Source organism: Gordonia sp. GONU, from assembly GCF_024733855.1.
In the GTDB taxonomy this organism is placed as follows: domain Bacteria; phylum Actinomycetota; class Actinomycetes; order Mycobacteriales; family Mycobacteriaceae; genus Gordonia; species Gordonia amicalis.
Genome location: NZ_JANRHB010000049.1, coordinates 1 through 25,404, shown reverse-complemented (window position 1 = coordinate 25,404; position 25,404 = coordinate 1). Strand labels below are relative to the sequence as shown.

Below are 25,404 nucleotides of genomic sequence, written 5' to 3'. Positions count from 1 at the left end.
CGTTGCTGTCGGTGTTGCCGGATGTGGAGTTGCACAACCTGTATGGGCCGACCGAGGCCGCGGTGGATGTGACGGCGCATCATGTGGTGGCGGGGGAGCAGTCGGTGCCGATCGGTGTGCCCGTCCCCAACACGGTGGTGCGGGTGCTCGATTCGCGTCTGCACCGAGTTCCGGTCGGTGTTCCGGGAGAACTCTATCTCGCGGGCGTCCAGCTGGCGCGCGGATACGCGTCGCGGGCGGACCTGACCGCCGATCGGTTCGTGGCCGACCCGTATGGTGAGTCCGGCGAACGCCTGTACCGCACCGGCGACCTGGTGCGCTGGAATGCGCGTGGTCAGCTGGAGTATCTGGGTCGCACCGACTTCCAGGTGAAGCTGCGCGGCCAGCGTCTCGAACTCGGTGAGGTCGAGGCCGTCCTCATGTCGGCGCCGGGCGTTCTGCACGCCGCCGCAACCGTGGCCGAATCACCTCGTTCGGGTCAGCATCTCGTCGCCTACCTCGCTCCGGACACCGTCGCGCTCGACGAGGTGAAGGCCGTCGTCGCACGCGAACTGCCCGAGTACATGCGGCCGACCGTGTGGATGCCCGTTGCCGACCTCGTCCTCAGCGCGTCCGGGAAGATCGATCGAAAGGCGCTGCAGCAGCCCGAGTTCGGCACCGGGGAGACCGTCGCGCCGACCAATCCCGTCGAGGAGACGGTGGCCGGTGTGTTCGCCGAGGTGCTCGGCGTCGACGACTTCGGCGTCACCGACAGCTTCTTCGATCTCGGTGGCAACTCGTTGTCGGCGATGCGGGTGGCCGCCCGCGCCGGCGACGTGCTCGGCGTGGACATCTCGGTGCGTGACCTGTTCGAGGCACCGAGCGTCCGCGAGCTGATCGCGGCGGTGTCCGGCCACGCCGACGGTCGCGCGCCGATCGTCGCGGTCTCGCCGCGTCCGGACCGCATCCCGCTGTCGTTCGCGCAGCAGCGGATGTGGTTCATCAACCAGTTCGATCCCAGTGTTCCGACGTACAACATCCCGGCCGTCGTGCGCATGACCGGCGCGCTGGACGTCGACGCCCTGCGCGCGGCGATCGGCGACGTGGTCGCCCGCCACGAGGTCCTGAGAACCACCTTCCCGCAGGACGAGCAGGGGCCCCACCAGCTGATCCACGACGCGGACCGGGTCGACACCGAACTCGACTTCTCGGTGGTCACCACCGCGGAGAACTTCGAGACCGCGGTCACCCGCGGATTCGACGTGTCCGTGCAGTGGCCGGTGCGCGCCTGCCTGTGGCGGGTCGACGAGCAGGAGCACGTCCTCGCCGTCGTGGCCCACCACATCGCCTCCGACGGCGAGTCGATGAACCCGCTCGTCACCGACCTGGTCACGGCGTACGTGGCACGTGTCGAGGGTGGCGCGCCCGCGTTCGCACCCCTCGACGTCCAGTTCGCCGACTTCGCGATCTGGCAGCACGAGGTTCTCGGCTCGGCCGACGATCCGGAGACGATCGTCGGACGTCAGCGCGAACATTGGACGACCCGCCTCGCCGGACTGCCGGACGTCCTGGAACTGCCGATGGACCACGAGCGGCCCGCGGTCGCTTCGCAGCGTGGCGGCCGTCTGGACTTCGAGGTTCCGGCGCACGTCGCCGAAGCCATCGCCGAGGTCGCTCGTACTCACGGGGCAACCCCGTTCATGGTCGTCCATGCAGCGCTCGCGGTACTGCTCGCGCGGTTGTCGGCGTCCGACGACATCGCGATCGCGACCCCGATCGCGGGCCGCGGTGGACGGGCCCTCGACCCGCTCGTCGGTATGTTCGTCAACACCCTCGTGCTGCGGTCGCGCATCGTCCCGCAGATGACCGTCGGCGAACTGATGTCGCAGGTCCGCACGACCGACCTCGACGCATTCGCGAATGCCGACCTGCCGTTCGAGACCCTCGTCGAGGCACTGGACCCGATCCGGTCCGAGGCGTTCGCGCCGCTCGCGCAGGTCATGCTCACCCTCGACCAGTCGCTGCTGTCCGGTGGTCTGCCCGGCGCCGGACCCGTTGCCGCCGTCGGTGGGGAGTCCCTGCCCGAACTGGCCGGACTGTCGATCACACCGGTGGACCCGCCACAGGTCTCGGCTCAGCTCGACCTGGCCGTCGCGCTCGCCGCCGACGGCTCGGGCCGGCCCTGGTCCGGTTCGATGATCTACGCGCTGGACCTGTTCGAGGAGTCGACGGTCCGCACGCTGGCGGACCGGTTCGTCACCGTGCTCGCCGACCTGACCGGCGCCGACCGTTCGGATGCCGCCGTCGGCGATCTCGCCCTGATCTCCGGTGCCGATCGTGACCGGGTCGAGGACTGGTCCGTGGGCCAGGACGTCACCTACGCCGACCGGATCTACGACGGCACCGTCCACCGTGCCGATGTCATCTCCGACGTCATCGCCTCGCGGACGCTGTCGGATCCGTTCCTGACCGCCCTGGACTTCGCGGGACGTCGCGTCACCTACGGCGAATTCGGTTCGCGCGTCGCCACTCTCGCGCGCACCCTGATCGACATGGGTGTCGGGCCGGATGTCCCGGTCGGCGTCAGCGTCGACCGCTCGATCGAAATGGTCGTCGCGATCCACGCCGTCCTGGCCGCCGGTGGACAGTATGTGCCGATCGACACCGCGGCACCCACCGACCGCGTCGCCTACATGGTCGAGACCGCAGGTGTGCGGATCGTGCTCGTCGCCCGCGGCGAGAAGCCCTCGGCGGTGGTCGATCTCGACGACCGGATCACCGTCCTCGAGGTGGATGCGACCCAACCGGTGACCGATGCGTCACCGGTGACCGACGCCGAGCGACGCGCGCCGCTGCGCGGGGACCACGCCGCGTACACCCTGTTCACGTCCGGTTCCACCGGTCGCCCCAAGGGAGTGACCGTGTCCCATGCGTCGGTCATGAACCGCCTGTGGTGGGGCCTCGGCGAGTTCCCGTGGGGCGTCGGCGATCGTGTCGTCCAGAAGACGCCGTACACGTTCGACGTCTCGGTGCCCGAGCTGTTCGGCCCGCTGCTCACCGGCGCGACGATGATCATCGCGCGACCCGGCGGACACACCGACCCGGACTACCTCGCCGAGCTGATCAGCTCCACGCGCGCCACCTCGGTGCACTTCGTGCCGTCGATGATGTCGATCTTCCTCGACCTCGTCCCGGCCCAGAAGTTCGCCGAGTTCTCCTCGCTACGTTGGGTCTTCGCCTCCGGCGAGGCGTTGCCGCCGGCCGTCGTCGCACGTCTGCACGAGCGGCTTCCCGACGTGCGAATCGTCAACCTGTTCGGACCCACCGAGGCGGCCGTCGAGGTCGCCGTGGCCGACGTGTCGTCGGCACCCGCCCTGGTCCCGATCGGCGTGCCGGTCACCAACACCTCGACCTGGGTCCTCGACGCACGTCTGCGTCCGGTCCCGGTCGGTGTCCCGGGTGAGCTCTACCTCGGCGGTGTCCAGCTCGCGCGTGGATACGCAGCCCGGCCGGACCTCACCGCCGAACGCTTCGTCGCCGATCCGTTCGGTGCGCCCGGTGCCCGCCTGTACCGCACCGGCGACCTCGTCCGCTGGCGTGCCGACGGCACCCTGGAGTACTTGGGCCGCACCGACTTCCAGGTCAAACTGCGCGGTCAGCGCATCGAGCTCGGTGAGATCGAGTCGGTCATCGCCGCGGTCCCGGGTGTCGTCCACACCGCGGTGACGGTGACGAAGGCGCCCACCGGTGCCGATCACCTCGTCGGCTACGTGGCGCCGCAGAGTGTCGATCTCGATCTCGTGAAGTCCACGGTGGCTGCCGAACTCCCGCAGTACATGTGCCCGACCGTGTGGGTGAAGGTCGATCAGCTCGAACTCAACACCGCGGGCAAGATCGACCGGAAGTCGTTGCCGGAACCCGACTTCGGGGTCCATGAAGAGGCGTACGTCGCCCCCGCGAACTCGACCGAGGAGATCCTCGCATCGATCGTGGCGCACCTGATCGGAGTGAGCCGGGTCTCGGTCACCGAGTCATTCTTCGCCCTCGGCGGTGACTCGATCATGTCGATCCAGCTGGCCTCCGCGGCTCGCGCGGCCGGCCTGGACCTGTCGCCGCGGGAGATCTTCGAACACCGCACTATCCGTGCGATGGCCGCGGCCGTCGGCGACTCGTCCGAGCGTCTGCCGATGTTGGAGGAGTCCGAGCCCGCCGGCGTCGGCGACCTCGACGTGTCCCCGGTCGTCCACTGGATGATCGAACACGCTCCGGAGGCCGCCGATTTCGCCGACTTCGTGCAGGCCTCGGTGCTGCGTGCGCCGGACGAGCTGGATCTGCCGGCGCTGACCGAACTGCTCGCCGCCGTCGTTGCGCGGCACCCGATGCTCACCGCGACCCTCACGGAGGGGCCCGGCGGCTGGCGCTCGACCGCGGGCAACGACTTCGACGCCACCGCTGCCGTCATCGAGATGTCCAGTGCGGCAACGGTCGGCACCGAAGAGTTCGATGCAGACATCCGCGCCGCGTTCCGCACCGTCTCGGCCGGCCTCGACCCCGCGACCGGTCGACTCGTCCGTGCTGCCCTCATCCGTGATCAGAACGGTGTCGGACGGCTGCTCCTCGTCATCCATCACCTCGGTGTCGACGCGGTGTCCTGGCCGATCCTCATCGAGGACCTGATCACCGGCTGGGCGCAGCTGTCGCAGGGCCGGACCATCGAGCTGCGTACCGAGCAGACCAGCGCCAGGTCCTGGAACGCGGCGCTCGCCGCACTCGCCGAGTCCCGTCGCGACGAGGTCGCCCACTGGCTCGACCGGTTGCCGACCCGTCCGACCGATCTCGGTGTCGAGTTCGACCCGGCACGCGACCGCATGTCCACCGAGCGTCTCGTCTCCCGCGAGGTGGACGCCGACGTCACGGCGGCCGTCCTCACCTCGGTTCCGGAGGCGTTCGGGGGCAACGTCAACGATGTGCTCCTCGGTGCCTTCGCACGGGCGGTCCGCTCGTGGCAGACCCATCGCGAGATCGCCGACACCGCACCCGTCACCGTCCTCATGGAGGGTCACGGCCGGTACGAGGAGGTGCTGGCCGAGGGGCCGATGCCGCGTCGCGCCGACCTGTCCCGGTCGGTGGGCTGGTTCACGACCATCGCGCCGGTCCGCGTCGATCCGGGTCTCCACATCATCCACGCGGTCAAGGCCGCCAAGGAAGAACGCCTGGCCCAGCCCGACCACGGCATCCGTTTCGGTCTGCTCCGCTACGGCGTTGCGGGCGAACCGGGTTCGTCCGAACTCGCCGGGCGTCCGCTGCCGTCGATCTCGTTCAACTACTTCGGTGCCGGCGGTGGCCGCGAATCGGACGCCGATGCGCTCCCGTTCACGAACGCTTCCGACGCCCCCGTCCTCGGGTCATCCGCATCGGGTCGGATGACCTCGCTGAGCACCCTCGGGATCAGCGTGACGACCGCTCACCACGCCGACGGCGGCCGTAAGCTCGTCGCCGGCGCGAACTTCCCGGGCGCTCTGTTCGCCGACGAGGACATCGCCGACCTGCTCACCCTGTGGACGGCCGAGCTGAAGGCCGTCGCCGATCTGGTGACCGCGGGAACCGCCGTCGGCCTGTCGCCGGCGGATGTCCCCGGCACGCCGCTGCGCCAGGCCGACCTGGACGCTCTGGCCGCGGCACACCCCGGTGCGGACGTGTGGCCGCTCACCCCGCTTCAGCGAGGCCTGCAGTTCCAGTCCGAACTGGCACTGAGTTCACGCTCGACCGACGCCGTGGACGTCTATGTCACCCAGGCAATCCTGACCCTCGACGGTCACATCGACGTCGAAGGACTGCGGCATGCCGCCGAACAACTCTTCGTCCATCACCGGATCCTGCGGTCCGGCTATGTGCGGACCGCGAGTGGTTCCGTCGTGGCCGTGGTGCCGCCGAGCGTCGAGATCCCTTGGGAGGTCGTCGAAGCAGGTGTCGACGAGGTGGAGGCGACGGTCCGCCGTCTCGCCGACGAGCAGCGGATCAAGCCGTTCGACCTGTCGTCGCCGCCGCTGGTGCGGTTCGTCGTGGTGCGCGCCGACGACGCCACGCGGGTCATCGTCACCAACCACCACATCCTCCTCGACGGTTGGTCCGGTCCGCTCGTGCTCGCAGATCTGCTGGCCCTGTACACCACCGGGGCCACCTACACCGGGCAGGTCGGTCCGGCACGCTCGGAAGACGGTCGTCCCAAGGATTTCCGGGACTATCTCGACCGCATCGCGACCGCCGACCGGGAGGCCGGGCTCGCCGCCTGGTCCCGTCTGCTGTCCAAGGTCGAGGGCCCGACACTCGTCGCGCCGGGGGTCGAGGCCACCGCGGACTCGTTGCCCAAGAGTCGCGACGTGGTCGTCGGGGCCGAGGCCAGCTCGGCGATCGACGCGATCTCGCGCGATCACGGCGTGACCACCGCCACCGTCCTGCAGGTTGCGTGGGCGATCCTGCTGTCGCGCCTGACAGGCAACCGTGTGGTCACCTTCGGCGAGACCGTGTCCGGTCGTCCCGCCGACCTCGAGGGCGTCGAGTCTATGGTCGGGTTGTTCATCAACACCCTGCCCGCCGCGGTCGACGTCGATCCGCATGCGTCGATTCTCGAGATCATCAAACAGGTTCAGGCCGACAAGGTCTCGGTGCTCGACCACCAGCATCTCGGCCTGCCCGAGATCGCTCAGGCGGCCCACGTCCCGGTCATCTTCGACACGCTCGCCGTCCACGAGTCGTATCCGGTGGACACCGACTCGATCACCGACGTCGACACCGGACAGGGTGTGCGGGTGGTCGACGTGGAGACCACCGACGCCACGCACTACCCGGTGAGCTTCGTGACCTCGCGTCGCGACGAGCAGATCAAGCTCGGATTGTCCTACCTGCCTGCCGCTTTCGACGACGAGCAGGTCGAGGTGTTCACCGACGCACTCGCACACATCCTCACGGCGATGGCGAAGCGTCCCGACACGTTGTCGGCCGACGTGGCCCTGGCGAATGCGGCGGCGCTCGACAAGGTCCGCGAATGGGCCACCGGCGCGAGCACCCCCGTGCCCAGGGCGTCGTTGGCCGATCTGGTCGCCGACCAGATCGCGGCGACCCCAGAGGCGACTGCCCTCGTCGTCGGCGAGCGCGCCGTCACCTACGCAGAGCTCGGTGCCCGCATCGCGGTGCTGGCCCGTCAACTCGTCGCCGCCGGCGTCGGACCGGAGGTCGCGGTCGGTGTGTGCATCGACCGCTCGGTGGAGATGGTCGTCGCGATCCACGCGATCGTCGCAGCGGGTGGGCAGTATGTGCCGATCGACACCGCTGCGCCCGCCGATCGCGTCTCCTACATGCTCACGACGGCCGGGGCCCACATCGTCCTCGTCGCCGCGAATGCGGTGCCGGATGTGATCGCCGAACTCGGCCGCGAGCTCGGTGACGACCTGCACATCACCGAGATCGACTGCACGGCAACGGTCGATGGCACCACACCGCCTCTGACCGACGCCGATCGGGTGCGCCCGATCAATCGGGCCGACGCGGCCTACACGATCTTCACCTCCGGCTCCACGGGTCGTCCCAAGGGCGTCACCGTGTCGCATGAGTCGGCCGTGAACTTCCTGCAGTGGCGTAGTTCGCTCGTCGAGAACCCCGCCGAGCAGATCGCTCTCCTCAAGGCGCCGTACACCTTCGACGCCTCGGTGTTCGAGCTGTTCTGGCCCTTCATGGTCGGCGCCACGACGGTGGTGGCCGAGCCCGGCGGTCACACGGATCCCCGCTACCTGCAGCGTCTCATCACCCGGCACGGGGTCTCGATCGTGCAGTTCGTGCCGTCGATGCTGTCGGTCTATCTCGAAATCGCCTCGGGCATAGGTGATTCCGGTCCGTCTCCGCTGCGGTACATCATCACCGGTGGCGAGGCGTTGTCCGATGCCGTCGCCGCCGAGGTCCACCGGAAGGAGCCGTCGGCGACGCTGCTCAACCACTACGGCCCCACCGAGACGGCGGTCGACCTCACGACGAAGACGGTGTCGGTGGGGGACCGGGTCACCATGGGCCGGCCCGGCACCAACACCACGACGTGGGTGCTCGACGGCAGGTTGCGGCCGGTTCCGCCCGGTATCGCGGGCGAGCTCTACCTCGGCGGGGTCCAGGTGGCGCGCGGGTACACCGGTCAGTCAGGTCTGACCGCCGAACGATTCGTTGCCGATCCCTTCGGTGAAGCCGGCTCACGCCTGTACCGCACGGGAGACCTCGTGCGGTGGAACACCGCAGGTGAGATCGAGTACATGGGCCGTACCGACTTCCAGGTGAAGTTGCGGGGGCAGCGACTCGAACTCGGTGAGATCGAGTCGGTCATCGCCTCGGCGCCCGGCGTGGTCCACTCCGCGGCCACCGTCGTCGATGACCAGCTCGTCGCCTACGTCGCGCCGCCGGTCGACCTCGACCCCGTACGCGAGGTCGTGGCCGCGTCCCTGCCGGAGTTCATGCGTCCGACGGTGTGGATGCAGCTGGAGACCATGCCGCTGAACACAGCGGGCAAGGTGTCCCGGCGTGACCTCCCGCGTCCCAACCTCACCGCGGAAGAATTCGTCGCCCCCGAGGGCGATCTCGAACGAGCCGTCGCCGAGATGTTCGCCGACGTCCTCGGCGTCGACGAGATCGGTGCGACCGCGTCGTTCTTCGACGTCGGCGGCAACTCGCTGTCGGCGATGCGAGCCGCGGCTCGGGTCAGCGACGGCCTGGGTGTCGAGGTCTCGGTACGCGATCTCTTCGAGAACTCCTCGGTGCGCGCACTCGTCGCCGCACTCGACGGCCGCGAAGCCGGCCTCGAACCCGTGGTCGCGGTGTCCCCGCGACCGGATCGCATCCCGCTCTCGTTCGCCCAGCAGCGGATGTGGTTCCTCAACCGCTTCGAGCCGGGTTCCGCGATGCACAACCTGCCCGCGGTCCTGCGGCTGCAGGGTGAGCTCGACGTCGAAGCGCTGCGTGCGGCGATCGCCGACGTGGTGCGTCGCCACGAGGTCCTGCGGACCACGTTCCCCGACATCGACGGCGCGCCGTACCAGCTCGTCCACCCCGAATCGGTGGTCGACGAGCAGCTCGACTGGGAGGTCGTGGACTCGCAGGACGAGCTCATCACCGCCGCCGAAGCCGGCTTCGACGTCACCGGAGAGTGGCCCATCCGGGCACGGCTGTGGCAGGCAGCGGAGAACGAGTACGTCCTGGCGGTGGTCCTGCACCACATCGGTGCCGACGGCGAGTCGATGGCACCACTGGTCTCCGACCTGGTCATCGCCTACAGCGCGCGGGCGCAGGGTCGCGCACCCGAATACCCGCCGCTCGCAGTGCAGTTCGCGGACTACGCGCTCTGGCAGCACCGCGTCCTGGGCTCCGCCGACGATCCTGAGTCCGTGGTCGGTCGTCAGCTGGCCTACTGGACCGAACAGCTCACCGGATTGCCGGACGTGCTGGAGCTGCCCGCCGACCGTCCGCGTCCGCCGGTCGCCTCCGGCCGAGGCGCACGCGTCGGGGTCGAGATCCCGGCCCACATCGGGCCGCGGATCGCCGAGACGGCCCGCGACGCCGACGTCACCCCGTTCATGGTGGTCCACGCCGCCCTCGCGGTTCTGCTCGCGCGCCTGTCGGCGACCGACGACATCGCGATCGGGACCCCGATCGCCGGACGTGGTCAGGCGGTACTCGACCCGCTGGTCGGCATGTTCGTCAACACGCTCGTCCTGCGCTCCCGGATCGACGGCGATGTGGCGTTCGGCGACCTGCTCGCGCAGGTGCGCGACACCGACCTCAACGCGTTCGCACATGCCGACATCCCGTTCGAGACCCTGGTCGACCGACTCAACCCGGTTCGCTCCGAGGCGTTCTCGCCGCTGGCACAGGTGATCTTCTCCTTCGATCCGTCGGCGAACGCCGCGACCGCTCTCGGCGATGCCGGGGGCCTCGTGGTGGCACCGTACGACGAGGTGGCGGTCGCGGCACAGGTCGATCTCTACATCGAGATGGCGTCCCGCCCGGAGGGCGAGCCGTGGGGTCTGTCGGTCATCTACGCCACCGACCTCTTCGACGAGCCGACGGTCGCCGAGTTCGCGGATCGCTTCATCCGCATCCTCGACGCGCTGACCGCCGACCCCGCCATTTCGGTGGGCGATGCACCGTTCGTCGCCCCGGAGACCGTGGCCGCCATCGAGGCCGCGGAGTGGGGCGAGCAGGTGGAACTTCCGCCGGCCCAGACCGTCAGCGAGGCGGTCGCGGCGCAGGCACAGCGCACCCCGAGTGCGACCGCTCTCGTCTTCGGTGAGCGCGAGGTGTCGTTCGGTGAGTTCTCCGCACGGGTGAACACCCTGGCGCGCGAACTCATCGACGCCGGTGTCGGACCGAATGTGGCGGTGGCGCTGTGTATCCCGCGTTCGGTGGAGATGATGGTCGCCATCCATGCGGTGGTCGCCGCCGGCGGTCAATACGTCCCGATCGATCTGGCGGCGCCCGCCGACCGTGTGCGCTACATGTTCGACACCGCCGGAGTCGCCGTCCTGCTCGTCGCCGATCCGGATGCGGTCGGCAACGCGGTCTCCGCCGCCGACGAGGGCGGCGTCCGGGTGATGAGCGTCGACGCCGCGCAGCCGGTCGACGTCGATTCCGCCGCCGCGGCACCGGTCGCCGATGCCGACCGCACCTCGCCGCTGCGCGGTGACGATGCCGCCTACACGCTGTTCACCTCCGGTTCGACCGGGCGGCCGAAGGGTGTGACCCTGACGCACACCGCCGTGCTGAACCGGCTGTGGTGGGGTCTGGACGCACTGCCGATCGGTCCCGACGACGTGGTGGTGCAGAAGACCCCGTACACGTTCGACTGCTCGGTACCGGAGCTGTTCGCGCCGTTGACGATCGGTGCACGTCTGGTCGTCCTGGCCGACGGAGGCCATCTCGACCCGCGGTACGTCGCGGACGAGATCGCGCGCACGGGCGCCACGATGGTGCACTTCGTGCCGTCGATGCTCTCCGTGTTCCTCGAGGTGGTCGGCCGCGAGAAGCTCGAGTCGCTCGACACGATCCGCATCGTGTCGACCACCGGTGAGGCCCTGCCTCCGGCGGTCGCCGCACCGGTGCGTGAACTGTGGCCGGACGCCCTGTTCTTCAACCTGTACGGCCCGACCGAGGCCGCGGTCGAGATCACCTTCGAACGCATCCACCGTGTCGCCGCCGACGACCCGACCGTCCCCATCGGCATCCCGGTGTGGAATTCGTCCGCGGTCGTGCTGGATTCCCGCCTGCGACGGGTGCCTGCCGGCGTGCCCGGCGAGCTCTACCTCGGCGGTGTGCAACTCGCCCGCGGCTACGCCGCCCGTCCCGACCTCACCGCGGAACGATTCGTTGCGGACCCGGACGGCGATCCGGGATCGCGGCTGTACCGCACCGGCGATCTCGTGCGCCGCCGCCCGGACGGTGTCCTGGAGTATCTCGGCCGCACCGACTTCCAGGTCAAGCTGCGCGGTCAGCGCATCGAGCTCGGCGAGATCGAGGCGGTCATCGCCTCGGCTCCGGGTGTGGTCCATGCCGCGGCGACCGTCGCCACTGCACCGGGTGGCGGGGAGCACCTCGTGGGTTACCTCGCCGGCGCACCCGGTGAGACCGTCGACCTCGAGGCTGTGAAGGCAGTTGTCGCCGAAGCGCTCCCGGAGTACATGCGGCCGACCGTGTGGATGCCGGTGGAGGACATCGCGCTCAACACCGCGGGCAAGATCGACCGTCGTGCGCTGCCCGAGCCGGTGTTCACCGCAGGCGAGTACGTCGAACCCGCCGACGAGACGGAGGCGGCGGTTGCCGCCGTCTTCGCCGACGTGCTCGGCGTGGACCGGATCAGCGTCACCGACTCGTTCTTCGACCTCGGCGGCAACTCGCTGTCGGCGATGCGCCTCGCGGCGCGAGTCGGCGAGGTCACCGGCACCGACGTCTCGGTCCGTGACCTGTTCGACGCCCCGAGCGTGCGCGAACTCGCGCTTGCCGGCGGCGGTCGGCAGGCCGCGCTGGCGCCGATCGTGCCCGTGTCGCCACGGCCCGAACGGATTCCGCTGGCCTTCGCCCAGCAGCGCATGTGGTATGTCAACCAGGCCGACACGTCGTCGGCGGCGTACAACATCCCGGTGGTGCTGCGCCTGTCCGGTTCAGTGGACACCGACGCGCTGCACGCCGCACTGATCGACGTCGTGGTCCGCCACGAGTCGTTGCGCACCACCTTCCCGTCCGCCGACGGGGTGCCGTACCAGAAGATCAATCGCCCCTCGGCGGTCGCGGCACGCCTGGACTGGCAGGAGGTCTCCTCTCAGGAAGAGATCGAGTCGGCGGTCACCGCAGGCTTCGACGTCACCCGGGACTGGCCGATCCGCGCTCGGATCTGGCGGGTCGCCGACGACGAGCATGTGCTCGCCGTCGTCACCCACCACATCGCCGCCGACGGAGAGTCGATGATGCCCCTGGTGGGCGACGTCGTCACGGCGTACCTCGCCGAGACCGCCGACGCCGATCCCGAGTTCGCCGAACTCGAGGTCCAGTACGCCGATTTCGCGATCTGGCAGCACGAAGTCCTCGGTACGCCGGACGACCCCGAGTCCGTCGTCGGGCGTCAGCTCGCCTACTGGACCGAGCGGCTCGCCGGGCTGCCCGACGTCGTGGAACTGCCCACCGACCGTCCGCGCCCGGCCCGGGCAAGCGGGCGCGGTGCCCGTGTCGACTTCACCATCGACGCCGAACTCGGTGCTCGGATCGAGCGGCTGGCACAGGAGACGTCGACGACCCCGTTCATGGTCGTGCACGCGGCACTGGCCGCCTTGCTCGCGCGGCTGTCGGCGAGCGACGATATCGCGATCGGGACCCCGATCGCCGGACGCGGGCAGCGGGTGCTCGACCCGCTGGTCGGAATGTTCGTCAACACCCTCGTCCTCCGCACCCGGGTCGAGTCGGACCGCGGCTTCGGCGCGCTGCTCGACGCCGCGAAGGACGCCGACCTGGCCGCCTTCGCCAACGCCGACGTCCCGTTCGAGGTGGTCGTCGATGCGGCGGGTGCCCAGCGTTCGGCGGCGTTCGCGCCGTTCACGCAGGTGTGGCTGACGTTCGACCAGTCCACTCTGCCCGAACTCGCGGGCGCCGACCTGACCGTCGGCGAGATTGCCGGTGTTCAGGTCAGTTCGGTTGCTCTGCAGCAGGTTCCGGCGCGCGTCGACCTGCTCGTCGGCGTCACGCAGGCCGAGGCCTCGACCGACTGGTCGGGCAGCATCACCTACGCGACCGACCTGTTCGACGAGCCGACGGTGAACCGCTTCGCCCAGCAGCTCGTCACGCTTCTCGGTGAGGCACTCACCGAACCCGAGACCCCGCTCGGCGGGATCAAGCTGGGTGAGAGCATGTCGGTCGCCCAACTCGCGCGGGCGGCCGCGCAACCCGAGCCGCAACGGGCGACCGTGTCAATCGCCGACTCCGACGCGATCGTCAGCGGGGGACCGGGTACCGGACCGGTCGTCCTCGGCGACCTCTTCGCGCAGGCCGCGTCGAAGTGGGGTATGCGTCAGGCCGTCGTCGACGCCGACAACGTGATGCTCTCGTACGCCGAACTCGACGCGCGGTCGAATCGTCTGGCCCGCTGGCTGATCGGGCAGGGGATCGGACCGGAGAAGCTGGTCGCGCTGGCGATCGGCCGGTCGGCACAGCTGCTCACCGCCATCTGGGCGGTCGCCAAGACCGGCGGCGGGTACGTGCCGATCGACCCGGACTATCCGGCCGACCGGGTGGCGAACATGGTCGAGGACTCCGGCGCCGTGCTGGGCCTGGCCGTGGGCGCATCGGGATCGCTGCCGGGCGAACGTTTCTCGTGGATGCGTCTGGATGACTCGGGCGTGGCCGCGGAGATCTCCGGGCTGTCCGATGCGCCCATCGAGGCCGCGGAACGTCTGGCGCCGGTGCACGTGAACAACCTCGCCTACGTCATCTACACCTCGGGCTCCACCGGACGGCCGAAGGGCGTCGCGGTGACCCATTCGGGTCTGGCGAACTTCGCGGCGGAGGAGATCCGTCGTTCCGGCGCCGACGAGTACTCGCGCGTGCTGGGCTTCGCCTCGCCGAGTTTCGATGCATCGGTGCTCGAATACCTGCTGGCCATGGTCTCCGGTGGCGTGCTCGTCTACCGCCCCGCCGACGCCGTCGGCGGAACGCCGCTGCAGGACTTGATGATGCGGCAGGCGATCACCCACACGTTCCTGACGCCGACCGTGCTCGCCACGATCGAGCCGCAGGCGGTGCCGGCGCTGCGCGTCGTGTACGCCGGTGGCGAGGCCGTGCCGCAGGCGCTGAAGGATGCGTGGGCACCGTTCCGCCGGATCCAGAACCTGTACGGCCCCACCGAGACCACGATCGGCGTCACGATCAGTGCGCCGATGGCCGTCGGCGAATCGGTGTCCCTCGGCGGCCCGCTCGCCGGCGTCGGACTCATGGTGCTCGACGCGCAGTTGCGTCCGGTCCCCGTGGGTGTCACGGGTGAGCTCTACGTCGCGGGCGGCGCGCTGTCCCGCGGCTACCTCGATCGTCCGGGTCTGACCGCGGATCGCTTCGTCGCCAACCCGCACGGCGCTCCCGGCGACCGGATGTACCGCACCGGCGACGTCGTGCGCTGGAAGCAGGACTCCACCGGCGCCCCGGTCCTCGAATACTCGGGGCGCAGCGACGACCAGGTGAAGCTGCGCGGTCTGCGGATCGAGCTCGGCGAGATCGAATCCGTCCTCGCCGAGCACCCGGCCGTCCGCTCCGCGGTCGTCGTCGGTGTCGGCGGTTCGGTGGCGACCGCCCTGGCCGCCTACGTGGTCCCGGTCACCGGGGACACCGCGTCGATCGACACCGCCGAACTCCGTGCCTTCGTGGGAGAACGCCTTCCGGCACACATGGTCCCGGCTTCGGTGGCGGTCCTCGACGGCCTGCCGCTGACCCCCGTCGGCAAGCTCGACAAGGAAGCCCTGCCCGAACCGGTCATCGAGGTCGGCGAGATCGTCGAACCGGAGACCCCGGAGGAAGCCGCGGTCGCGGCGGTGTTCGCCGACGTCCTCGGACTCGAGCAGATCAGCGTCGTCGACTCGTTCTTCGATCTCGGCGGGAACTCGCTGTCGGCGACGCGTGTCGTCGCCCGCGTCGGGGAGGCGCTCGGCGTCGAGACCTCGGTCCGTGACCTCTTCGAGGCCCCGACCGTCCGCGCGCTGGTGACCGAGGTCGCCGGCCACGCTGCGGCACTGCCGCCGATCGTCGCCGAATCGGAACGGCCCGAACGCATCCCGCTGTCCTTCGCGCAGCAGCGGATGTGGTTCATCAACCAGTTCGACCCGTCGTTGCCCACCTACAACATCCCGGTGGTGCTGCAGGTCCGCGGGCCGCTCGACACCGACGCCCTGCGGCTCGCGCTGATCGACGTCGTCGAACGGCACGAGGTCCTGCGGACCACCTTCCCGTCGGACAGGGGCAGGGCGTATCAGTCGATCCACCCGGTCGCCGAGATCGCGGACCGGCTCGACTGGTCCGTCGTGGACTCGCAGGCCGAGGTCGAGACCGCCGTGCTGACGGGATTCGACGTGGCTGCCGAATGGCCGATTCGCGCTCGGGTGTGGCGGATCGACGCAGACCGGGCCGTCGTGGCCGTCGTCGCCCATCACATCGCCGCCGACGGTGAGTCGATGAATCCTCTTCTCGCGGATGTGATGTCGGCCTACGATGCGCGGGTCTCGGGCTCGCAGCCCGACTTCACCCCGCTCGAGGTCCAGTTCGCCGACTACGCGCTGTGGCAGCACGACGTGCTCGGCGACGGCTCGGACCCGTCCTCGGTGGTCGGTGCGCAGCTCGCGTACTGGACCGACAAGCTCGCCGGGCTGCCCGAGGTGCTCGACCTGCCGTCGGACCGCCCGCGTCCGCTTGTCGCGTCGCAGCGCGGCGGCCGCGTGGGGACGTCGATACCGGCCGAGATCGGTGACCGCATCCGCGATCTCGCCCGCGAGTCGGACGCGACGCCGTTCATCGTCGTGCACGCCGCGCTCGCGGTGCTGCTCGCGCGGTTGTCGGCGAGTGAGGACATCGCGATCGCCACCCCGGTGGCCGGTCGCGGGCAGCGGGTCCTCGACCCCCTGGTCGGCATGTTCGTCAACACCCTCGTGCTCCGCACGCAGGTGGACCCGGCGATGCCGTTCTCCGAACTCCTCGGGCAGGCCCGCGAGACCGACCTGCAGGCCTTCGCCCACGCCGACGTCGCCTTCGAGATGCTGGTCGAGCGCCTCAACCCGGTCCGGTCCGAGGCATTCGCCCCACTGGCGCAGGTCATGCTGACCTTCGGCCAGACAGCACTGCCCGAGATGGGTGCCGACACCGCGCCTGCGTCGATCGCCGGTCTCGTGATCGAGCCGATGGCGCCTTCCGATCCGCCCGCCAAGCTCGACCTGACCGTGGGAGTGACCGTCCCCGAGGATGACTCGGACTGGCCGCTGGAACTCGTGTTCGCCCGCGACCTGTTCGACGAGGGCACGATCGCCGCCTTCGGGCAGCGGTTCGTCACGCTGCTCGACGCGCTCACCGCGTCGGTCTCGATGCCGATCGCCGACGCACCGTTGTTGACCGAGACCGAACGCGCCCGGGTGCTGGCACCGGCGACCGGCGCGCAGGTGCCGGTGTCGGAGGCGTCGATCGCGGATGCGGTTGCTGCCCGCGTGTCGGTGTCGGCGGACGCAGTCGCGCTGAGCTTCGCCGGCCGCGAGCTGACCTACCGTGAATTCGGTTCCCGTGTGGCCGATCTCGGCCGCGAACTGCTTCGCCTGGGTGTCGGTCCCGACACCGCGGTCGCGGTCTGCATCGACCGTGGCATCGAGATGGTGGTGGCGATCCACGCGATCGTCGCCGCCGGTGGCCAATACGTGCCGATCGACACCGCGGCGCCGGCGGATCGGGTGCGGTACATGGTGGAGACCGCCGACGTCGACCTGGTCCTGCTCGGAACTCGTTCCGTCGCAGCCGATCTCACCGACCTCGGCGATGGGGTGCGTTTCCTGACCGTCGACGCCGATCGTGAGATCGACTCGTCGACCCCGCCGATCAACGACGCGGAACGGGTGCGCCCCATCCGCGGCGACGACGCGCTGTACACCCTGTTCACCTCCGGCTCGACCGGGCGGCCCAAGGGCGTCACGGTGTCTCATCGTTCGGTGGCCAACCGTCTCTGGTGGGGACTCGCCGAGTACCCGTGGTCCGACGGCGACCGCATCATCCAGAAGACGCCGTACACCTTCGACGTGTCGGTGCCGGAGCTGTTCGGACCGCTCCTGGCCGGTGCGACGATGGTCGTCGCCGCGCCGGGTGGTCACGCCGATCCGCTCTATATCGCCGAACTCGTCGAGCAGACCGCAGCGACGTCGGTGCACTTCGTACCGTCGATGATGTCGGTCTTCCTCGATGTCGTCCCGGCCGAGAAGATCTCACGTCTCCGCACGCTGCGCTGGCTGTTCGCCTCCGGTGAGGCGTTGCCGTCGGCCGTCGTGGCCCGTGCCCACGAGTTGCTGCCGCACGTGCAGATCGTCAACCTGTTCGGACCCACCGAGGCCGCGGTCGAGGTGGCCTATGCCGACGTCACCGAGGCCGAGTCGATCGTGCCCATCGGTGTGCCGGTGTGGAACACCACCACCTACGTCCTCGATGCACGCCTCAACCCGGTCCCGACCGGGGTGCCGGGCGAGCTGTACCTCGGCGGCGTGCAGGTCGCACGCGGATACGCGTCGCAACCGGGCCTTTCCGCGGAACGCTTCGTCGCCGACCCGTACGGGGCACCCGGTTCGCGGCTGTATCGCACCGGCGACCTCGTGCGCTGGAACGCCGACAGTGCGATCGAGTACCTGGGCCGCACCGACTTCCAGGTGAAACTGCGCGGGCAACGAATCGAGCTCGGCGAGATCGAGTCGGTCATCGCGGCCACACCGGGCGTCGTGCACACTGCGGTGACCGTGGTCGACGCACCCGGTGGCGCACAGCATCTCGTGGCCTACGTGGCGCCATCGACCGTCGAGAGGACCGTGCTGACGGATGCGGTCACCCGGGCGCTGCCGGAGTACATGCGGCCGACGCTGTGGATGCCGGTCGACGACGTGACCCTCAACAGCGCCGGCAAGCTCGACCGTCGGGCGCTGCCGGCACCGGACTTCGCCGGTCTCGACGCCGACCACGTCTCGCCGGTGGGTGCTGCCGAGGAGACCCTGGCGCAGATCGTCGCCGGACTGCTCGGACTCGAACGGGTCTCGGTGACCGAGTCGTTCTTCGCTCTCGGCGGCGACTCGATCATGTCCATCCAGCTCGCCTCCGCGGTGCGTGCCGCCGGATTCATGCTGACGCCGCGCGACATCTTCGAGCAGCGGACGGTCCGCGCGATGGCACGCGTGATCGCCGGTGAGGCCCACCGTCTACCGCCGCTCGCCGAGCTCGACGGTGCCGGGAGTGGCGGCCTCCCGCTCCTGCCGGTCATGTCGTGGATGGTCGACCACTCCACCGCGCCGGCGGATTTCGCCGACTTCTCGCAGAACGCGGTGCTGTACGCCCCGGAGGGACTGACCCCTGAGGTGTTCGACGAACTGCTCGACGCGCTCGTCGCGGCGCACCCGATGCTGGCCGCACGACTCGAGCACGCCGACGGTTCCTGGACGCTCACGGCCGGTGCTCGCACGGCCGGACCCCGGCGCACCACCGCCCGGCGTTCGGCCGCACGGGTGGGCACGAGTGAATTCGACGCCGACGTCCGTGCGGCGCATGTCGAGGCGCTCGGACGACTGGACCCGGCTTCGGGTGAGCTCGTCGCGGCCGTCATCGTCACCGATGCGGACGGCGTCGGTCGGGTCGTTCTCGCGGTCCATCACCTCGGTGTGGACGCCGTGTCGTGGCCGATCCTCGTCGAGGATCTCGTGACCGCCTGGGCGCAGCGCGCCGCCGGTCAGACGTACTCGCTACGCGCCGAAGGGACCTCGGAGCGGACCTGGGCACATGCGGTGGCCGGGCAGGTCGAGCGGCGTCACGCCGAACTCGGCTACTGGCTGGAACGCTCACCACACCGGCCCACCGATCTCGGGGTCACCCTCGATCCCGACCGCGATCGCTTCGCGACCGAGGTCTCGGTGGCCCACACCTTCGATGCCGAGGTGTCCGAGGCCGTCCTGACCTCTGTCCCGGAGGCGTTCCGCGGCAACGCGAACGATGTGCTGCTGGGTACGTTCGCCCGCGCGGTCCGCGCGTGGCAGGGTGCCCGTGGCATCGCCGACGTCTCGCCGGTCACGGTGCTCGTCGAGGGCCACGGCCGAGCGGACTCGATCGACGTCTCCGGCGCCGGGCATCCCGAGGGTGGGGAACACAGCGTCGATCTCTCGCGGACCGTCGGCTGGTTCACCACCATCGCGCCGGTGGCTGTCGATCCGTCCGCGGATGTCGTCCACGCGGTGAAGTCGGCCAAGGAAGAGCGTCTGCGCCAGCCGGATTCGGGCCTCGGCTACGGGGTGCTGCGCTACCTCGCGGACACCGAGTTGTCGCGGCGTCCGCTGCCGTCGATCGGCTTCAACTTCTTCGGAGCCGGCCGCGCCGGTCGGGCGTCCGAGGCGGAGGCCGAGATCGTCCCGTTCACCGGCGCACCCGACGCGCCGGCCCTGCCGGCGTCGGTGTCGGGGGCGATGGTCGCCTTGAACCAGTTGAGCGTCAACGTCGGTACCCGGCGGGACGAGCAGGGACGTCGACTCACCGCGAACTTCACGTTCCCGGGTGCTCTGCTGCGAGACGCGGACGTCAACGACCTGGCCGCCCTGTGGGCGGACGAACTCCGGGCACTCGTGGGCCGGGTCGCCGAGGACGGCGACCCCGGACGGTCGCCGTCCGACGTCCCGGGCAGCACGATCACCCAGGACGAGCTCGACGCGCTCGCGGTGCGGTACCCCGGGGCCGACGTGTGGCCGCTCACCCCGCTGCAGGCCGGGCTGTACTTCCAGTCGCAGGTCGCGACGGCCATGGCCGTCACGAATACCGACGACGGGGAACCCGGGGGTGCCGGCGTGGACGTGTATGTCACGCAAGCGGTTCTGCATCTCGGCGGCGACGTCGACACCGGACGCCTACGGTCCGCGGCCGAACAGCTGGTCGCTCACCACCGCGTGCTCCGCAGTGCCTACGTCCGCACCCCGAGCGGCGCCCCGGTGGCAGTCGTGCCGCCGGAGGTGGAGGTCCCGTGGACAGAGGTCTCGGTGGGGACCGATCCCGCCGGTGCGGTCGCGGACGAACTCGTGCGTCAGATCGCCGATGCGCAACGCATCACGCCGTTCGATCTCACCGAACCGCCACTCCTCCGGTTCGTCTGTGTGCATCGCGGGGACCACGACGACACCTCCGTGAGCCTGATCGTGACGAACCATCACATCCTGCTCGACGGCTGGTCGGGCCCGTTGGTTCTCGCCGACCTGCTGGCGCTGTACGCCGGGATGGGTACGTACACGGGCACTCTCGCGGGTGACTCGGACTTCGGTGACCACGTACGTCGCGTCGCCGCGGCCGATCCGAAGCCCGGCCTCGACGCCTGGCGACAGGTGCTCGCGCCGCTCGAGGAACCGACGATGGTGGCCCGCGGCGACGAGGCCACGACGACGTCGTTGCCTCGCAACCACGAGGAATGGCTCGACGCCGAGATGACGGCGGAGATCAACCGGCTCGCCCGCTCACGCGGTGTGACGGTCAGCACGATCCTGCAGTTCGCCTGGGCGGTGCTGCTCTCGCGGATGACCGGGAACCGGGTCGTCGCATTCGGGGAGACGGTATCGGGACGTCCGGCCGATCTCGACGGTGCCGAGGGCATGGTGGGTCTCTTCATCAACACGGTGCCCGCCGTCGTCGACGTCGATCCGTCCGCGTCGATCGGTGACGTGCTCACCGCGATGCAGGGCGACAAGGTCGCCGTGCTCGATCATCAGCACATCGGTCTGGCCGACATCGCAGCGCAGGTCGGCATGGGTGCCCTGTTCGACACGTTGACCGTCTACGAGTCCTTCCCGGTGAACACCGATTCGCTGGCGACCGCGGACACCTCACTCGCCGGCGGTCTGCAGATCGTCGGTGTCGACGCCGACGATTCGACCCACTATCCGCTCAATCTCGCCTCGTCCCCCTCCGGCGACCGGCTCCAGCTGAAGCTGAAGTATCTGCCGTCGGCGTTCGACGAGGAGCAGATCCGGATCTTCGGGACTGCGCTGCGGGAGATCCTGCGGACGACCGTCACCGATCCCGATCTGCGGACCTCGGCCATCCCGCTGCTCGACCCCGTCGCCGCAGCCGACCTGGCACCGGTGTGGGGACCGGTGACGTCGGCACCGCGGCTGCTCGCCGACGTCTTCGCCGACGTGGTCGCAGCGCACGGCGACATCGTCGCGGTCACCGACGCCCACGGTGCGAGGCTGACCTTCGGCGAACTCGACGTTGCGTCGAACCGATTGGCGCGGTGGATGATCGGACGCGGGCTCGGCGTCGACTCGGTCGTCGGCCTGGCCGTCGGCCGGACCGCCGACCGGCTGGTCGTGCAGTGGGCGGTCGCCAAGCTCGGCGCGGCGTACCTGTCGATCGACCCGTCGCTGCCCGCCGACCGGATCGCCCACATGGTCACGGACTCCGGGGTCGAGCTGGTGCTCGGCGCCGGTCGCGACCTCGTCGCCGGTGCGGATGCGGGCGCGGCCGGCATCGAGTGGATCGAGGTCCGGGCGCTGGCCGCGGAGGTCGACGGCTTCGACGGTGCGGCATTGGCGCCCGCTGAGATGCGCGGGACCCCGCAGCTCGACGCGATCGCCTACGTCATCTACACCTCCGGTTCCACCGGCGTTCCCAAGGGCGTCGCGGTGACCTATCGAGGTGCGTATGCGTTCGGAGTCGCCGAGGTCGAGAAGTTCGGTGCGACACCCGGATCGCGGGTCCTGGGTTACGCGTCGCCGAGCTTCGACGCCTCGGTGCTGGAGTGGCTGATGGCGTCGGTGTCGGGCTCGACGCTCGTCTACCGTCCCGACGACGTGGTCGGCGGTCCGGATCTGAGCGCCTTCCTCGGCGAGAACGAGGTGACGCATGCGCTCCTGACACCGGGCGTGCTGGCGACCGTCGAGGCCGCCGAGCTGCCCGCGCTGCGGATGCTCGCCTCCGGCGGTGAGGCGGTCCCGCAGGCGCTCGTGAAGCGGTGGGCCGGACAGGTGGCGTTCCACGACGTCTACGGTCCGACCGAGGCCTCGGTGGCGGTCACCATCAGCGATCCCCTCGACCCGGACGGACCCGTGCACCTCGGCGGACCGATGGCCGGGACCGGCCTGGCGGTGCTCGATCAGGGACTCGCGCCGGTGCCCGTCGGGATGGCGGGCGAGCTGTACGTCACCGGGGTCTACCTCGCACGGGGTTACCTGCGACGTCCGCGCCTGACCGCTGAACGCTTCGTCGCCTCCCCGTTCGGATCGCACGGGGAACGCATGTACCGCACCGGTGACCGCGTGCGGTGGGTGCGGAACGCCGGCGGGCAACTCGTCCTGGAGTACCTGGGACGGGCCGACGACCAGGTCAAGATGCGCGGTCTGCGCATCGAACTCGGTGAGATCGAGAACGCGCTCGCCGACCACCCCCGCATCGACACCGCGGTCGTACTCGGGATCGGCGGATCGGTGGCGACCGCCTTGGCCGCCTATGTCGTTCCCGCCCCGGGTGTGCCGGTCGCCGAGATCGACATCGCCGAGGTGCGGGATCGACTTGCGGAACGCCTGCCGTCGTACATGATCCCGGCGACCATCACGGTGCTCGAAACACTGCCGCTGACGCCGACCGGCAAGCTCGACAAGCGTGCGCTGCCGGCACCGGAATCCGATGCCGGGGATCTCGTGGCACCGGAGACACCCGCCGAGGCGCAGGTGGTCGCGATCTTCCGTGAGCTGCTGGGCGTGGAGACCGTCTCGGTCACCGGCGACTTCTTCGCACTCGGTGGCAACTCGTTGTCGGCGACGCGACTGGCGGCACGCATCAGCGATGCGCTCGGCGCCGACATCGGCGTGCGCGAGGTGTTCGAGGCGGCCACGCCGCGGGCACTGGCGGCTCTCGCCGACGGGCGCGGAGGTCTGCGGGCCGCGGTGACCCCGGTGTCACCGCGACCGGACCAGATCCCGTTGTCGTATGCGCAGCAACGCATCTGGTTCATCAACCGTCTGGACCCGGCTTCGGCGGCCTACAACCTGCCGATCGGTGTCGAACTCAGCGGTGATCTCGATGTCGCCGCTCTGCGGGCGGCGATCGGTGACGTCGTCGCACGGCACGAGATCCTGCGCACCACCTTCCCGTCCGTCGACGGCCGGCCGACGCAGGTCGTCCACGACGCCGACAGTGCCGCGGCACGACCCGACCTGGCCGAATGTGGTTCGCAGGAAGAGCTGTTCGAGGCGCTGACCATCGGGTTCGACGTGACCACGCAGGTGCCGGTCCGAATCCGCTTGTGGCGCCGGGACGATCGGACCTGGGTCCTGGTCGCGGTGCTGCACCACATCGTCGGCGACGGCGAGTCGATGATGCCGCTGATGGGCGACGTGATCGGCGCGTACCAGGCGCGGGTCGAGGGCCGGGTTCCGGAACTGCCGCCGCTGCCGGTGCAGTTCGCCGACTACGCGCTGTGGCAGCACCGGGAACTCGGCGCCTTCGACGATCCGACGTCGGTGGTCGGCCGACAGCTGTCCTACTGGCTCGACCAACTGGCCGGTCTGCCGGACGTGCTGGAACTGCCCGCGGACCGACCACGCCCGACCATCGCGTCCATGCGTGGCCGCCGCGTCGACTTCGAGATCCCGAAGGCGGTCGCAGCCAGGATCACCGGGCTCGCCCGCGACCGGGGACTCACGCCGTTCATGGTGTTGCACGCCGCGCTCGCGGTCCTGCTGGCCCGGGTGACGGCAACCGACGACATCGCGGTCGCGACTCCCATCGCGGGACGCGGCCGGGCGGAGATCGATCGGCTGATCGGCATGTTCACCAACACCCTGGTGCTCCGTACGAGCATCGACCCGGGTATGACGTTCGAGGAGTTGCTCGACGACACGCGCGTCGTCGACCTCGACGCGTTCACCCACGCCGATGTGCCGTTCGAGACGCTGGTGGACCGCCTGAATCCCACCCGCTCGCGCGCGTTCTCACCGCTGGCCCAGGTGATGCTCACCTTCGCCCAACCGGACGGACCGGCGGAGGCGCCGGGTGGGGCAGTGCTGTTCGAGGCGAACGGCCTGACGGTCGCGCCGCTGGAGACGCCGGTCACCTCGGCCCAGCTGGACCTGACGGTCGCGGTGGGGATGCGACATGACCGGTCCTGGTCGGCCAGCATGGTGTACGCGACAGACCTGTTCGACGAGCCGACGGTCGAGCTGTTCGCGCAGCGCTTCGTCACGCTCCTCGACGGGCTCACCGCGCGACCGGACGACGCGGTGGGCGAGAGCCCGCTGGTGACGCCGGCCGAACGGGAGCGGGTGCTCGACTGGTCGTCGGGTGGACGGGGGCCCACGGCCGGGACCGGCACTCTGCCGGGCATCATCGGTCACCGGGAACCCGGGCGCGATGATTGACGGACGTGACACGGGGGGACACTCAGCACGGCGAAGCAGACAGACATGCACCGAGATGGAGGCACGAACCGAGATGGAGGCGAAGCGATGACCGATGTGGTCCACGTGGCGACGAGATCGGATGTCCCCGCCATCGTGTTCGGGACACGTCGCGTCTCCTACAACGAGTTCGGTGCCCGTGTCAGTGTCCTCGCCCGCCGGCTGATCGACGCGGGCGTCGGTCCCGACACCGCGGTGGGTGTCGCGATCCCGCGATCGGTGGAACTGCTCGTCGCGATCCACGCCGTCGTCGCCGCCGGGGGCCACTACGTGCCCCTCGACCTCGACGCACCGACCGACCGCACCCGGTACATGCTGGAGACGGCCGGGGTTCATCTGCTCCTGGTCGGTCGTGACGGTCAGATGCCGGATGTCGCCGATGCCGTCGAGGTCCTCGTCGTCGATGCGGACACCGACATCGACCTGGCGACACCGCCGGTCAGCGATGCCGAACGCCGCGCTCCCTTGCGGTCCGAGGATGCCGCGTACACGCTGTTCACCTCGGGTTCGACGGGTCGGCCGAAGGGGGTGACCGTCTCCCATGCGGCGATCGTGAATCGTCTGGAGTGGATGCGGGACTGGTACTCGATCAAGGATTCGGATGTCTTCGTGCAGAAGACGCCGGTGACGTTCGATGTGTCGGTGTGGGAGTTGTTCCTGCCGTTCGCGGTGGGGGCGACTCTGGTGGTGGCCGAGCCGGATCGGCATGGTGATC

General features: G+C 69.8%; 2 protein-coding genes. Both read left to right on the top strand.

The window, feature by feature from the left end:
- The coding region (locus NWF34_RS24095; protein WP_258326316.1) for a non-ribosomal peptide synthase/polyketide synthase at positions 1–24,650 on the top strand (24,650 nt) is incomplete at its 5' end.
- An 87-nt stretch (positions 24,651–24,737) separates the two neighbouring features.
- The coding region (locus NWF34_RS24090; RefSeq protein WP_258326315.1) for an AMP-binding protein at positions 24,738–25,404 on the top strand (667 nt) is incomplete at its 3' end.